At 68.8% G+C, this 15,373-nt stretch carries 11 protein-coding genes; 9 read left to right on the top strand and 2 right to left on the bottom strand.

Translation table 11 applies throughout. From position 1 onward, the window contains the following. Positions 1-67: 67 nt before the first annotated feature. From ACE4Q9_RS07625 to ACE4Q9_RS07585, 9 genes are all read left to right on the top strand, one after another. Positions 68-325 (top strand): hypothetical protein, encoded by a 258-nt coding sequence (locus ACE4Q9_RS07625; RefSeq protein WP_397983466.1) that lies wholly within the window; start codon positions 68-70, stop codon positions 323-325. Positions 326-346: 21 nt separating this feature from the next. Further along, complete coding sequence (locus ACE4Q9_RS07620; protein ID WP_397983465.1) at positions 347-1,111, top strand: hypothetical protein; 765 nt, start codon at positions 347-349, stop codon at positions 1,109-1,111. A gap of 161 nt (positions 1,112-1,272) precedes the next feature. Further along, positions 1,273-2,526 carry a hypothetical protein gene (locus tag ACE4Q9_RS07615; protein ID WP_397983464.1) on the top strand — a complete coding sequence of 418 codons (1,254 nt, stop codon included), beginning with the start codon at positions 1,273-1,275 and terminating at the stop codon, positions 2,524-2,526. Next, complete coding sequence (locus tag ACE4Q9_RS07610; RefSeq protein WP_397983463.1) at positions 2,516-4,030, top strand: SCO6880 family protein; 1,515 nt, start codon at positions 2,516-2,518, stop codon at positions 4,028-4,030. Before ACE4Q9_RS07615 ends, ACE4Q9_RS07610 begins: the two co-directional genes overlap by 11 nt. A 135-nt stretch (positions 4,031-4,165) precedes the next feature. Continuing rightward, on the top strand, positions 4,166-5,605 hold the full coding sequence (locus ACE4Q9_RS07605) for an ATP/GTP-binding protein (protein ID WP_397983462.1): 1,440 nt from the start codon (positions 4,166-4,168) through the stop codon (positions 5,603-5,605). Beyond that, entirely contained in the window at positions 5,605-7,386 is a 1,782-nt protein-coding gene (locus ACE4Q9_RS07600; protein ID WP_397983461.1) for a type IV secretory system conjugative DNA transfer family protein, read from the top strand. Before ACE4Q9_RS07605 ends, ACE4Q9_RS07600 begins: the two co-directional genes overlap by 1 nt. After that, complete coding sequence (locus ACE4Q9_RS07595; RefSeq protein ID WP_397983460.1) at positions 7,383-7,943, top strand: hypothetical protein; 561 nt, start codon at positions 7,383-7,385, stop codon at positions 7,941-7,943. Before ACE4Q9_RS07600 ends, ACE4Q9_RS07595 begins: the two co-directional genes overlap by 4 nt. Positions 7,944-7,985: 42 nt before the next feature. Next, the gene (locus tag ACE4Q9_RS07590; RefSeq protein ID WP_397983459.1) at positions 7,986-8,474 is read left to right on the top strand and encodes a hypothetical protein; all 489 of its coding nucleotides are present in this window, start codon (positions 7,986-7,988) and stop codon (positions 8,472-8,474) included. Further along, complete coding sequence (locus ACE4Q9_RS07585) at positions 8,471-9,523, top strand: hypothetical protein (protein ID WP_397983458.1); 1,053 nt, start codon at positions 8,471-8,473, stop codon at positions 9,521-9,523. The genes ACE4Q9_RS07590 and ACE4Q9_RS07585 overlap by 4 nt, the downstream gene beginning before the upstream one ends. Positions 9,524-9,602: 79 nt before the next feature. On the opposite strand, the gene ACE4Q9_RS07580 is transcribed toward ACE4Q9_RS07585, so the two are convergent. Both ACE4Q9_RS07580 and ACE4Q9_RS07575 read right to left on the bottom strand, forming a co-directional pair. Then, positions 9,603-10,763 carry a hypothetical protein gene (locus tag ACE4Q9_RS07580; protein ID WP_397983457.1) on the bottom strand — a complete coding sequence of 387 codons (1,161 nt, stop codon included), beginning with the start codon at positions 10,761-10,763 and terminating at the stop codon, positions 9,603-9,605. A 367-nt stretch (positions 10,764-11,130) separates the two neighbouring features. Continuing rightward, entirely contained in the window at positions 11,131-14,946 is a 3,816-nt protein-coding gene (locus tag ACE4Q9_RS07575; protein ID WP_397983456.1) for a GH92 family glycosyl hydrolase, read from the bottom strand. Between the last annotated feature and the right edge of the window lie 427 nt (positions 14,947-15,373).

Below are 15,373 nucleotides of genomic sequence, written 5' to 3'. Positions count from 1 at the left end.
GCCTGGTTGGGGCCTTCTGTACCTTGGTACGCCCTCTGCCGCTTAGCTCTGTTCGAAAGGGACTCCTTTGAACAACGCCTTCGTGCTGGCCATCGGCACGTGTCCGCCCGGCGCCTGCCCAAAGATCAACACCATCGGCTCCTGGATCACCTGGCTCGCCGCTTGGGCGGCCGGTGTCGCCTTCGTCATCTCCGGAGCCATCCTGTGCTGGGCCTACTTCTCGGGCCATGGTTCCTCGCGCGCGATGAAGGCGCTCGGCGGCGCCTGCGCCGGCAGCATCCTGATCTCCGCCGCTTCGACGCTGGCCAACTCACTCATCAGCTGATTTCGACAGGGGGACAACCGCATGGCACGGCGGACCGACAGCGACGACGAGCCGCGGGGCAACGGCCTCCTGATCGTCAGCGCCGTCATCGTCTTCGTGGTCGTTCTGCTCGGCGTCTTCGTCGTGGTCACCGGTGATGGTGGCGACGGCAAGCCGGACAGCGCGGCTTCGCACGCGTCAGGCGCCGGTGCGCCATCGAGCACTGCGGGACAGAACAACGGCGGCGGCACCGCGCAGAGTTCTCCCCCCGCCGATGGGTGCAAGCCCACGGACACGAACCAGAAGGTGCCGACGACGGCGCCGGACGACGTCACGTGGAGCCTGGTCAAGTCCGCGGCGGTGCCCCGTTCCAAGAGCGCGGGGCCGATGCTGGTCAACGGGGTGATCGCCACCTGTTACGCGCACACGCCGCGCGGGGCGGTGCTGGCCGCCGTCAACACCACCTACCGGGTGGCCGTAGGCGCGCCGGACAAGGCGCCGGTGGAGAAGCTGGTGCTGCCGGGCGCGGGGCGTGACGCGCTGGAGGCACAGTTGCACACGGTGGACATCCAGCCCGGGGAACTAGCCCAGGTGGCGGGCTTCCGGGTGGTGTCCTACACGCCGGACACCGCGGTGGTCACGCTGGTCAACGGCTCGTCGGATGCTCACTCCCTCAAGGCGAGCGACGTCACGATGCGGTGGGCCGACGGTGACTGGAAGGTGGTTCCCCGTGACGACGGCCAGCTCAGCACCCCCGCCACCCCCGTCCCCGACCTTGTCGGGTACATACAGTTCGGGGGCATGTGATGGCTTGCGGACTGCTCAGCACCTTCTGTGACACAGTCGGCGACTCGATCAGTGACGCTGCCGGCGGCTGGATCGACGACCTCGTCAAGTCCTTCGCCGCCGGCCTCGGCAAGATCGTCTCATCCGTCACCTCCCTGTGGCTCAAGGTCCCCACTCCGGGTGTGAAGCCCATCGACGGTTCCAAAATGCCCAAGGACGGGCCGAAGACGCTCAACGGCGCCACCGACGTGGCCTTGTGGCTGGAGAACCACACGCTGTGGCTGTCGTCCGCCCTCACCGTGATGTGTCTGGTGATAGCCGGGGGCAAGATGGCCTACGAACTGCGGGGCACCGGCGAGCAGATGCGCAACGTCCTGCAGGGCATGGTCAAGCTCTTGCTAGTCAACACCGCGTTCATCCCGGCGGTAGCGACCGCCACCCAGATCGGGGACGCCTATACCGACTGGATTATCAACGAGTCCCTCGGTGGTGACGCCTCCACGAAACTCGGTGCGGCTGCGGCGGCCATCGGAGGCGCGGCAGGGTTGTTCGGCGGACCCGGCATCCCCTTGATCATGCTCCTCTTCGCCGTCATCTTCTCGCTGCTGCAACTGATCCTCATGTACTTCCGGGCAGCGGTCCTGGTGCTGCTCACCGGCACGATCTCCATTCCGGCCGCGACCGCGATCACCGGCATGGGCAACCGGTGGCTCGGCCGTTATCTGTCGTGGACGCTTTCGTTCGTCCTGCTCAAGCCGGCCGCGGCGACGGTGTATGCCGCGGCGTACCGGCTGATGGGGTCCGGCTCGGCGGACGACATCGGCAGCACCATCACCGGCTTCGTGCTGCTGTCGGGCACCATCCTCGTGCTGCCCGCGCTCATGAGGCTGCTCTCGCCCGCCGGGGTGGCTCTCGCCGGCGCCGGTGGCGGAGGCGGCGGTTCGGACAGCGGTGGCGGCAGCGGTTCCTCTTCGAGTGGCCCGTCTGGATCCACGTCGTCCTCGCCCGGATCCGGCGCCTCGTCCACCGTGGACTCCTCGCCCAGCGGCGCGTCCAACGTCGGACTCAGTGGTTCGGGCAGCTCCGGTCTCTCCGGAGGCGGCTCGCTCGGCAGCAGCGCCGCGTCATCCGGCGGGGCGGGAGGATCCTCCGGCGCCGCCGCGGGTGGCGGTGCAGGTGCCGGTGCTGGAGCCGGCGCGGGTGCCGCAGCCGGTGGCGGTGCGGCAGCTGGTGGCGGTGCGGCAGCCGGTGGTGCGGCGGTCGGCGGCGGCGCGGCCGCCGGCGCGGCGGGCGGTCCGATCGGTATGGCGGCCGGAGCCGCCGTGGCCGCGGGCGCGTACGCCGCCAATGCCGCCAAGAACCAGGTCCAAGACGGACTCAACGACGCGGCCCAGGGATTCGACCAGGAAGTGGAGGGAGGCCCAAGTGGCGCCTGAGGCCCAGCAGTTGCGTACCTACGGGAACTGGCGCCGCCCGAAATCAGCCGGCCTGGGCGGTCTGGGCCTGGTGCCCACCGCCGTCCTGTTCCTGTTCCTGGCCATCGCGGGCACCGCGGCTCCGCTCAACCTGTGGGTCGCGGCGGCCACCCTCGCCGTCGGCGCCGTGGTGCTGGTGCCGCTCGCGCTCCGCGACCGGTACGGGCGGCACATGGGAACCCTGCTCTACTCGCGCCTGGCCTGGTGGCGGGGCGTCATGAAAGGTCAGAACGTGTATCGCTCCGGAATCCTGTCCAAGGTCCCCGGCGGGAAGTGCCTGCTGCCCGGCCTCGCCATGGCCTCGGACATGTACGAGGCCACGGACGGACTGGGCCGTTCGTTCGGGATGATCCGGTACCACGAGGTCGAGCACTTCGCCGTCACCATCTCCTGCAGCGCGCAGGGCGGTTCGCTGGTCGACCAGGGCGACATCGACACTTGGGTGGCCAACTGGGGCGCCTTCATGCAGACGATGTCCGGTGAGCCCAACCTGGTCGGCTTCCAGGTAGTGGTGGAGGTGGCACCGGACTCCGGGGAGAAGCTGCACAACGAGATCCGGCACCAGCGTGCGGCAGCCGCCTCTCCTCTGGCGCAGCGCGTCATGGCCGACATCGACCGGGACTACCCGTCGGGCTCCCCGACGATCAATACCTATGTGTCGTTCGTGTACGACGCGGCGAGCGCGATCGGGCGCAGCAAGCGGACCGCCGCCGAGATGGCGGTCGAGATCGGCCGCCGTCTGCCGTCCCTGACCTCGCGACTGGCGACCACCGGCGCGGGGGCGGCCGCACCGCTGTCCGCGACCGAACTCGCGGAGATCGTCCGTACCGCGTACGAGCCGGGAGTCTCCCAGCTCATCGACCAGGCCCGCGCGGCCGGCCGGGGCTCCGGCCTCTCCTGGTCGCAGGCCGGGCCGACCACGCACCATGCCAGGAGCAAGAGCTACTGGCACGACGGGGCGACCAGCGTCACCTGGATGATGGGCGAGGCGCCGCGCGGTGAGGTCTTCTCGGACGTGCTCAGGCACCTGCTGTCGGCTCACAACGACATCGACCGCAAGCGTGTCGCGCTCATCTACCGGCCCCATTCCCCGGCCGAGGCGGCGGCCATCGCCGACCGGGACTTCCGCGCGGCCCGCAGCCGCACCGAGACCACCCGCACGGGACAGGCACACGCCGAGGCGGAGTACCTCGCGGCGGCCAAGACCCGTCAGGAGGAGGCGCGCGGTGCCGGCCTGACGCTGTTCGGGCTGGTGGTGACCGCCACGGTCATGGACCGGGACGAGGAGGATGGCAACGCCCGGGTGCTCGCCGCCGAGACCGCGGTGGACAACCTCTCCGCTCCGGCCAGGATCGCGCTCCGCTATGCCTGGGGCAGCCAGGACGCGGCGTTCCTGGCCGCCCTGCCGATCGGGGTGGTACTGCCCGAGCACGTCGTGCTGAAGCTGCCCAAGACGCTGAAGTGAGAGGGGGCCGCACCGATGGCGTGGCGCAGAAGGACCGGTGACGACGAGGTGACGGGGCCGGTCGCGAGGGGCCGGAACTGGGGCCGGCCGCCCCGGATCGGCGGCCGCGGAATGCAGGGGGCGAACGGTGGCCGTGTGTCCTACCTGGACATGCCCACCGAGTACCGCGGCACCAGCAAGCAGGTCTGTGGACTGTGGCCGTTCGTCGTCGGCGCGGGCACGCCCATGATGGGCGTTCCGCTGGGGCGCAACATCATCACCGGGGCGACCCTGTGCTGTGACCCGATCGCCTGGTTCGAGCGGGCCTCGCTGATCGCCAACCCGTCGATGTTCACGCTGGCCAAGCCCGGTCTGGGCAAGAGCACCGTCAACCGCCGGATGATGGTGGGGCTGGACTTCCGCGGCATCGTCTCCTTGGTGCCCGGCGACACCAAGGGCGAGTACACGGACCTCACCCGCGCCCTCGACGGCCAGGTGATCCAGCTCGGCCGCGGCATGGGCAGCCTCAACCCGCTCGACCTCGGTGAGATGGGTACGGCCGCGCAGCGCCTGGTCGGCAGCGCCCGGCGCAGCCTGCTCGAAGAAGCCACCGGCCGCCGCTCGACGATGGTGGCGGCGCTCATCTCCATTGTCCGCAAAGCGGCCATCACCGGTGACGAGGAGTCACTGCTGGGCAAGGCCATCGAACTGCTGGACGATGTCGACCTGGGGCGGCCGGCGCTCCTCGGCGATCTGGTCCAGCTCATCAAGGACGGCCCCGACTCCCTGCGCAACATGACGTTGGCGGAGAACGACGACCAGTACCGCACGGCCGTCAAACCGCTGCTGAAGAGTCTGATGTCCTTGGTCGAAGGCACGCTGGCGGCGACGTTCAACCGCCAGACCAGTGAGCGTCTCTCGCTGGACCGGCCGGTGTCCATCGACCTGTCCTCCATCCCCGCCTCGGAGAAGACCCTCGAAGGCGCGGTACTGCTGACCTGCTGGGCCGAGGCTTTCGCGGCGATCGAGGCCCATGACCGGCTGACCAACGCGGGCCTGGCGCCTCGCCGTAACTTCTTCCTGGTCCTGGACGAGCTCTGGCGCATCCTGCGCGCGGGCGTCGGCCTGGTCGACCGCGTGGACGAACTGACGCGTCTGAACCGGCAGATCGGTATCGGCCAGTCCATGACCACGCACTCCACCGCCGACCTGCTCTCGCTGCCCAACCCGGAGGACCGGGAGAAGGCGAAGGGCTTCGTGGAGCGCTCCGGAATGGTGTTCCTCGGCGGCCTGCCCCGCGCGGAGATGGACGCTCTCAACTCGATCGTCCCGCTCTCCAGCCGGGAACGGGAACTGATCGTGGAGTGGTCGATCCCGCCGTCCATCGACAACAAGACCGGCAAGGAGATGCCGCCGCCGGGACGCGGCAAGTTCCTGGTCAAGGCGGGCGCCAATCCGGGGATCCCGATCCAGACCGCGCTCACCCAGGCGGAGATCCAGCTCAACGACACCAACCAGAAGTGGGCCAACCGGGTGATCGTCGAGGAGACCGACGGCACCAGTGCCACCGAGCGATTCGAGAAGGCGGGTGCCTGATGACGCGCCACCCGGACCGGGCGACTCCCGCGCAGCTTGCCGTGGCTGCCGCGGCCGGTTTCGTCGTGTTGGTGAGCGTGCTCGTCTACGTGGCTCTGCTCGCCGCCCAGTGGTGGGCCACCGGCTCGTGGGAGGTGGTGGGCCCGTTCACGCCCCTGTTCGGCCTCGCCACGGGCAGCTGGCGGTGGACCACTGCAGCCACCGTGTTCGCACTGGTGGAGCTGGCCGTCGTGACGGGTGTCGGGGTGGCGGTATGGCGTGTCGTCCGCCGCAGCTGGCGCACGGGGGTGTCGAAGCAGGCCAATAACGACGCGGCCCGCCGGATGACCAGCCGCCGCGACCAGGTGGCCCTCCAGGCGCTGGCCGAGAACACCGCCCAGCGGCTGCGGATCGACTCCGCCGAGCCGGGCATCCGTATGGGCCGGTCGGTGACCACCGGCAAGCGTGTCTACGCCCCCTGGGAGTTTCTGCACCTGACCATCGCCGGCCCCGGCAGGCACAAGTCCGTGGCCCAGGTGATCCCCGCCGTGCTCACCGCCCCCGGCGCATGCATGACGTCGTCCAACAAGGACGACATCGTCAGACTCACGCGTCTCGGCCGCTCGTACAAAGGCCACACCTGGGTGTTCGACCCACAGGAGATCGCCCAGGAACCGCCCACGTGGTGGTGGAACCCGCTGGGGCAGGTCACCAAACTGTCCCACGCCGAGGAGCTGATGAGTGTCCTGGTCGACGCGGGTACCGAGGCCGAGGACAGGGCGCGTTCCGACGGATTCTTCGACCCCAAGGGCAGGCAGGTCCTCAGCTGGTGCCTGCTCGCTGCCGCGCTGGACGGACAGCAGCTGACGAGCGTGTATCTGTGGCTGACCGACAGCCAGAACACCGAGCCCGAGGACATCCTGCGCGCACACGGCGCCACGGTCGCCGCCGCCGGACTCGCGGGCATGCGACGCCTGCCGGACAAGACGCGGGACTCGGTCTTCGCCACCGCCGAGATCTACGTCAGCTGGCTGACGAACGAGGACATCACCCGCTGGGTCACCTGTCCCCCCGAACAGAGGTCGGTGCGTACGGAGTTCAAGCCGGAGGAATTCGTCGCCTCCTCCGACACGCTCTATCTGCTGTCCCGCAAGGGCGTCAGCTCCGCGGCGCCGCTCACCACCGCACTGTCGGCCGCCGTACTGACCGCGGCGGACCGGGCGGCCGACCGGGCGCCAGGCGGCCGTCTTCCGGTTCCGCTCGTCGCGCCGCTCGACGAGGTAGCCAACACCTGCCGGTGGAGGCAACTCCCCGACCTGTACACGTATTACCGCAGCAAGGGCATCGTGGTGATGGCCTGGTTGCAGACGTGGGGTCAAGGGGTGGAGGCATTCGGCGAGCACGGCATGGAGACCCTCTGGGACGCCGCCGCGTGCAAGACGTACGGCGGAGGCGTCTCGGACACGGAGGGGCTGCTGCGGCGCGTCTCGAACCTCATCGGAGAGTGGGAAGCCCCGACGACCACCCGCAACTCCGACGCGCGCGGGCTGGTCGGCAACCAGTCGACTTCGCAGAGCGTGCGGGACAAGCAGATCATGTCGGTGGCCGACCTGGCGGCCCTGCCGCCCCGGCGCATGGTCGTCATGATGCAGGGCGTCCGGCCCATGATCGTGGAGGCCGAGCCGTACTGGGAGACCGAACTGGCGCCGATCATCGAGGAGTCCAAGCGCCTGTACGGGACACCGATCGTGTCGCAGCCCGGTCCCGGCGCCCCGGTGGACTTGGGCAAGGAGACGCCATGAGCCAGGTGACCGTGGAGGGTCTGGAGGCGCAGCTCGAAGAACTGGCGAGCATCATCACCGCGCTGACGGACCGCCAGGACCAGCGGATCGACCAGCTGGAGCAAATCCTGGCCGAGGTACGGGACCGGCTGGACGGGACCCCTGTCCCGGCGGGCGCGGACACGACGGCCGGGCAGGACACAGCCGGGCCGTGCACACCTCGGTCCTGGACGGCACGCGCCACCCCGGCAGAGTGGGCCGAACTGGCGGACTGGGTCGACTGGCTCCACGCCCAATACCAGCCCCAGGGCGAGTACCGAGTCCCACCCTGCTGGCCCCAGCACCCTGGCGCTGCCGAGGAGTTGGCCGGCCTGCATGCTTCATGGAAGGCCGCCATGCTCGCCGCCGAACAGGCGGAAGACGGCGGCGACCAGGCCCTCTACTGGCACGACCGCTATCTGTGGGACACGCTCGCCCGTACGAACCGAGTGATCCCGAATGTATGCCGCAACACCGGGCACGCCCGCCTGAAGCAACTGCCGCCGACGGACCGGACGGGGTTGCCGCAGGACACGTGACAGGCTGGGCGGTACTTCATTCAGTACCAGGAGGAACTACCGATGACAGAGTACGAGTACTTCACCGAGATGCACCGCGGCTACAACCCGCCGCGCGTGGACGGACTGTGGCGCCGCCGCGACGGCGAGGCGTGGGAGTACCTTTCCCTCCTCGACTGGGAATGGCACAAGGCCGGCGACGACGAGACGGTGAAGGGCCCGCCCACCGCGAGCAGCCTGGAGCGGATCTCGGCCGAGCGAGCGGCGGAACTGGAGGCTGACCGGCAGGGGTGGGTCACGTACTGGGCGTTGTACATGGACGAGGCGGATTTCCGTGACGGCGTCGCGCCGGAAACAGTGGTCCGCCGCCGAAGCAGCCCTGATCGAGTTCTGGACGAGGTATTCGGTGCCGGGAACAAGTGGGCACCGGATCCGATCGTCTATGAATTCACCCATTCTCGCACCGAACACCATCTGGAGGAGATCACTGCGGACGAGGCAGAGCGTCTGCTCCGTGAGACGCGCGGAGTCACGGGAGCAACGGATCTGTGAGCGACGAAGCGCTCGGATGGCGAGGGGAGGGCCCAGAGGCCCACTTGACCCTTACCGCCGAGCAGGATCAGGCTGTGCGGGCTCTGTGGAACAGCGCCGCGCAAGCGCGCCAGGGCCTGGACAACACCATGCGCCTCTTGCGGGACCAAAGCGCGCAGTACAGCAGCGGCCTTGTCGGCGACAAGAAGGCGCAGGGCGTTGAGGAAGTAGGGTACTCACTCAAGGGGCTGGACTCCCTGCGCCGCAAGGTGGCCGCGGATGTGCGTCGCGGTTTGGACGCCAACAGGGTCCTCGGCAAGGTCAACGACCTCAACCGCTACACCTTGACCTTCGCACCGGAGAACTACACACAAGCCACCCAGGAGACCTACGAGCGTCTCAAGTCTCTGGGGTACGAGCCCATACCCGGATCCGAGAAGAACACCTGGAAGGACCCGGTCTACAAGGGGCTCAACACGACCTGGCAACACCGGGAGACCGGTCAGAAGTTCGAGCTCCAGTTTCATACGCCGGACAGTTTCCAGGCCAAGACCGACAATCACGAGCTGTACGAGCTGGCGCGCTCGGGTCACTTCGAGCAGTTATCCGCCGGGGACACCGAGCAAGCCAGACAGTACTACCAAGCTTCCGACCTCCTCCAGAACGAGCGCTACCAGAACGTCGTCGTTCCGCCGGGGAACGAGGCGCTTGGCCAGGAGAAGATCCGTGCCGTCCTCAACCCCGAGGTACCGGTCGAACGTGTCGAGGAAGTCCGGAAGATGGAATCCGGGCTCAAGGAGCAGAACGCAAGGAAGTCGGCGGCGCAGACGGTGCCCCAGCAGGACGGGGGGCGGGAGAACAGCCAGACCCCGGGCGGCCGCAGCGCTGGCGTGCAGAGCAAGATCGATGCCCTGCGTGCCAAGTCCGAGCGTCCGGTGCCGGCACAGAGGACCTCCAGTGGCCGCACGGAGCAGAAGGCGGCGCAGAACAGGACACCGGCAGCCGACCGGAACCGTGACACGCGGGGCACCTCACAGCGAGCCGACCGGGAACGGGGAGCCGAGCGCTGAAATGCAGTTCCTCCTCCAAGCGGAAGAAGCATGTGCCTGTGCCGGTCCGCGGAGCGGTCGGCACAGGCATCACAACGCGTCAGCCGCTCGTGGGGTAGGCGACGAGCTGCGAACCCGCCTTGTCCAGGGCGAGACCGGCCGACTCGTTGACGAGGAACGGCGCGATGCCCGGACTCGGGAGGTCCTTGCCGGTGCGTGCGTCCAGCGCCAGCGGGCCGTGGTCGGTCGTGCCGTAGACCCGTCCGTGCCAGACCGCCGTCACCGTGGGAGCGACCCGGTCGGCCTTTTCGTCGGGAAGCTGCCAGAGCGTCTTCCCGGTCGTGGCGTCGAGGCCGTACGCGACGGCCGCGTCCGTACCCGTTCCGGAGCAGACCAGGGTGCTGCGGTCGTCGTACTCGCACCCACTGCTGGAAAGGTCTTCCGGCAGCGTCCGCACGGTGCGGTCGGAGGCGGGGTCCACGAGACGGTCGTAGTCGTGCCCGCTGCCGTAGTCCTTGCCGAAGACGCGTACCAGACGGGGGCCGGCCGGGACGGCACCCACGTTGGTGCTGTCCTGACCCCGCCACCGGAACCGGCCGGTGGCGAGGGCGTACGCGGCGGCTCTCTGGTCGATGCCGGCCTCGTCCTCAAGGGCCGTTCCGACCACGGTGCCCGAGACGACCGCCTCCGCCTGGAACTGGTTGACGGTCCACAGCGGGCGGGAGCCGCCGTCGAGGCCGATCCCGTAGGACACGGCATGGTCACCGCTCCCTGAGGACACCCGCACCACGGCGACGCCCTGTTCCGCGCCCACGGCGGCCACGCTCAGATCGGAGTAGACGTCGTCCCACTGCGGGGGACGGACCGTCACCCGCCAGACGACCTTGGCCGTGGCCGCGTCGGTGCCCGTGACCTCCACGGCCGTGTGGTCGGCCTGGGTTCCGGTGCCGGTCTGCTGCACGACGAACGGCGTGATCACGATCGTGCGGCCGTGGCCGGTGGCCAGGACCGGGGGAGCGGCGAGGGCGGGGTTGGTCTCTTCGTCGGCGGGATGCACCGACTTGCCCTGCGGCTCGACCGTGGCGGTGATCTGCCCGGTCGCGGTGTCCACGGCCTGCAAACGGTCGGTGGAGGCGACGAAGGCGGTACCCCGGTACAGGACCACCGGCAGATCAGTCTTCAACGTGCCGTCCGAAGACAGCCGCCCGCTGACGGCCGCCTCCGGCATCATGCTGCCCCGCCCGACCGCGAAGGCCGTCACCGGGTCGTGAACGGGCCGCGGCGCATGGGGGGAACCGGCTGCTGCCGAGGGCACCGCCTCTTTCGGGTGCGCTCCGTTTCCGCCGTTTCCTTCGTTTCCGCCGCAGCCCGTCAACACGCTCATGGCGACGACTGCCGTGCACATCCACCACTTCGGTACGCGTAGTGATCGGTCGGTTCGCATCCGCCCCCCAGGACATCGATTCGGAAGATGAGTGATCGATCATCCCAGAGGCACGCGCACAAACGCGAACTGAGCCTAAGCGAAGCCCACTTGCGAGAGGTGGCCGACCGGTCAGGCGTCGTTGCAGGTCTCGGCCGGGGCGGCGACGACGAACCCCTGCGGTGACCGCACAGGTGCGCTGAGATTACCCCTGCGCCGGGCCCAGCAGCTCCACCTCCGCCAGCGTCGCCGAACCGTCCAGCACCAGCCGGTACTTGGTGTACGCGCCCGGCGTCGAGATCGTGAAAACACGGGTCTGGAGGTTCCACGGGAAGGTCTGTCCGGAGCGGTGGTCCAGTGTCCGCCAGGTCGTGCCGTCGGTGGAGCCCTGGAGCGTCCAGCCCGTCGGCGCCTTGGTGTGGTCCGCCGGGGAGGTGAGCGTGTACTGCACCGGCTTCCCGGCCCGGCTCACCGGCAGGTCGACGGAGCCGACCGTCGCCTCCGTCGCCGAGGTGTTGTCGAACAGGGCGCCGTCGCCGCGCAGCATGTCCGTCCGGGGCGCGGGCACCTTGTCGTCCCGCGTGATCGACACCGGCCCGGCGTCCTTCCCGGAGCCCCATGCCGAGGGCCTGGGACCCATCGAGAACGTCAGCTCACCGCCCTTGGCGAGCAGCGACTGGGGCAGTGAAGTCGACGTCCAGGGGCGGCCGTTGAAGGTGACGCTCTGCACGTACACGTTCTTCGCGCTGTTCCCCGGCGCGTTCACCACCAGATCACGGCCGTTCTCCAGGTGCACCGTGACCTTCTTGAACAGCGGGGAGCCGATGGAGTAGTCGCCGCTGCCCATGACCAGCGGGTAGAAGCCGAGCGCGGAGAACAGGAACCACCCCGACTGCTCGCCGTTGTCCTCGTCGCCGTGGTAGCCCTGTCCGATCTCGCTGCCGAGGTACAGCCGGGACAGGATCTGCCGCACCGCCGCCTGCGTCTTCCACGGCTGACCTGCCCCGTCGTACATGTACGACACATGGTGCGCGACCTGGTTGGACTGCCCGAGCATGCCCATCCGCACGTCCCGCGCCTCGGTCATCTCGTGGATGACCCCGCCGTAGGAGCCGACTAACTCGGGGGACGCCGTCTCCGGGGTCGAGAAGAACTGGTCGAGCTTGTCGGCGAGTCGCTGCCTGCCGCCGTACAGGTTGGCCAGACCCCGCGTGTCCTGCGGCGCGGTGAAGGCGTAACCCCAGCCGTTGGTCTCCGTGTAGTCGTAACCCCACACCCTCGGGTCGTAACTCGTCGCGTCCAGCCGCCAGTTGCCCTTGGCATCCCTGCCCTGGAAGAACCCGACCTCCGGGTCGAAGAGGTTCACATAGTCGCGGGCGCGGTTGAGGAAGTACTCCGACTCCTCCTTGTAGTGCTTCTCGCCCGTCTTCTTGTACAGCGCCGCTCCCATCCGCGCGATGCCGTAGTCGTTGACGTACCCCTCCATCGCCCAGGACAGCCCCTCGGCGGTGTCGGTGCTGGTGTAGCCGAGGAACGGCGAGGTGCTCATGCCCTTGCGGCCCACCCCGGACGACGGCGGCACGACCGTCGCGTTCTTCAGCGCCGCCTCGTACGCCGCCTTCGCGTCGAACTTCACGCCCTTCACATAGGCGTCGGCGAACGCCACGTCCGAGGAGGTGCCGGTCATCAGGTCCGCGTAACCGGGCGAGGACCAGCGCGAGGTCCAGCCGCCGTCCTTGTACTGCTGCACGAACCCGTCGATCATCGCGCCCGCCTGAGAAGGCGTCAGAAAGGAGTACGCCGGCCACGTCGTCCGGTACGTGTCCCAGAAACCGTTGTTGACGTACACCGTGCCCGCCACGATCTTCGCGCCGGTGTGCGTCGGCGTGTCCTGGCTCTGCATCGGCGAGAACGGAGAGGCGTACTCGTCCTTGCCGCCCACCCGCTCGAAGCCCGAGTTCGGATACAGGTACAGCCGGTACATGCTGGAGTACAGCGTGGTCAGCTGGTCCGGGGTCGCGCCCCGCACCTCCACCTTGCCGAGCAGCTTGTCCCACGTGCGCTGCGCCCGCGCCTTCACCGCGTCGAAGGAGGTGCCGTCCGGGATCTCCTGCCGCAGGTTGTCCTTCGCCTGATCGACGCTGATCAGCGAGGTCGCCAGGCGCAGGGTGACCGTGTGGCCGGCGCCCGCCGCGAACCGCAGATAGCCCTTCACCCCGCTCGCCGCCCCGTCCGTCACCGGCTTGTCGAACACGCCGTACACGAACAGCCGCGTCGCCCCCGTGGACAGGCCCGACTTCACGTCCGAGTAGCCGGTGACGGTCCCGTGCTCCTCGTCCAGCGTCAGCCCCGCCTGCTCGGTGACGTTGTCGAAGACCACGCTCGCGTCGGAGCCGGGATAGGTGAAGCGCATCACCGCCGCGTGGTCGGTCGGTGCCATCTCCGCCTTCAGCCCGTTCTCGAACCGTACGCCGTAGTAATACGGCCGCGCCGTCTCGTTCTCGTGCCGGAACGCCAGCGCCCGCGCCTGACGCCCGGTGTCCGGGGTCCCGGCAGCGGCCGACGGCATCACCTGGAAGGTCTGCCGGTCACCCATCCACGGGCTCGGCTCATGGCTCGCGCTGAACGCCTGGATCGTCGGCAGATTGGCGTCGTTGTTCGCGTGTGCGTACTCGTAGAGCCAGCTCAGCGACGACGCGTTGGTCACCGGCGTCCAGAAGTTGAAACCGTGCGGCAGCGCCGTAGCCGGGAAGTCGTTGCCGCGCGAGAAGCTGCCGCTGGAGTTGGTGCCGCGCGTGGTCAGCGCGTAGTCCGACAGATGCGCCTTCGGCTTCTCGGGCGCGACCGGCTTCAGCGACACGTCGTCGATCCAGCCACGGAACTTCGCCGGCCCACTGGGGGAGTCGTACCCGACCAGGATCCGGCCGACCGTCTTCCCCGCCGCCACCGAGCCGATCCGCGCGACGACGTTGTTCCACTGGTTGACGTACAACGACTTCGCGTCGCCCTGCCCGCGCGGCGACAGCGGGAACCCGTGCTGGTCCAGCGCGCCGAGGTCGCTGAGGTAGGTGCCGTCGGTGAAGGCGAGGTCCAGGGAGACGTTCGTGGCGTCGTAGTCCCGGTCGCCGTCGGCCATCGAGGGGAAGATCCGGTACGACAACTGCGTGTCGCCCCCGACCTTCACGTTCACGTCGAACACCTTGTTGTACGAGTACGCGCGCCCCTTCGCCGTGTGCCGCCCGGCGTACCGCAACGCCCGCGTCCCGGTGAACCCGACTCGCGCCTTCGCCGTCGGCGAGGCGGTCGGGCCCTTGTCGACCAGCGTCAGCATGTCCTGCGGCACCGGGCCGCCGCCGCCACCCGTGGAGAACTGCACGTCGGCGAGCTGGAGTATGTCCGGAGCGCCGTTGTTCCGCGTCACCTCCAGCCGGAAGTGCTGGTACTCGGCCGGCTGCTCGAGGTCGTACGATTTCGTCTCGAACCGCTCGGAGAAGGTCTCGCCCGCGCGGGTGTCGAGGGTCTTCCAGTCCTTGCCGTCGGTGGAGCCGAGCAGCGTCCAGTCCCGCGGGTCCCGTTCGGCGTAGTCGTTGGCCGAGGTCAGCGCGTACGTCTTCACCGTGACCGGCTTGTCCAGGTCGAACTCCGCCCAGCCGGTGGGCTGGAAGGTCAGCCATTTGGTGCCGGACTCGCCGTCGGTCAGGTTCTCCTTCACCTCGCCCGCGCCGGCGTTCTCACCGCTCGCCCGGACCTCGGTGACATGGTCGTTCACATTGCCCGGTATGCCGGTGCTGTAGCCGCCGTCCACACCCGAGGCGCGCGGGGAGCCGTCCGGGCCGGTGTCGACCGTGTTCAGCCAGTCGGGGGCGGGATCCCCCGTCTCGAACGAGGATGCGAACTCCCGGTCGGCCGCCGGGGCCTTGGCGGGCAGTGCGACCGCGGCGCCCTGCGCGCCCGCGGCCATGACGAAGGCGGCCGTCAGGACGGCCGCCGGACCCCATCTGTGCCGAGTTCTCCGCTGCATGTACGGAATTCCCTCCCCGCGCCGTTTGGACAACGTTGTCAGAAGCGGAACACAGGAACCAAGTAGGTGGTGAAGTGACAGGCGATGTCAAGGGTGTTGAGCGTGTCATTCGGGGGTTCACGCCAGGGCCGGAGACGGATTCGCGCCACGGCCGAAGCAGGGCTTGACGCAAGGTTCGTAGCCGGGGCTGATGTCGTGTCGAGTTTCCAGAGGCCGCGCACAGCCGACTCCCATGTCCGGGAGGTCTCAACTCGGAAAAGACCCGTCGCGAACCCTGTATTCGATCTTGCTCCGCTGGCGGGAAGTGGACTATACCTGTCGGCGCCCGGTACAAGAGCAATCCCGGCAGTACGCGCACTACACGCAGTACGTGCACCAGATGCGCGACACGCACGACACGCACGACATGCATGAAGAACTTCCTGTA

This window comes from Streptomyces sp. AM6-12, assembly GCF_044327085.1.
Lineage (GTDB): Bacteria > Actinomycetota > Actinomycetes > Streptomycetales > Streptomycetaceae > Streptomyces.
This window is presented reverse-complemented; position numbering and strand designations above follow the sequence as displayed.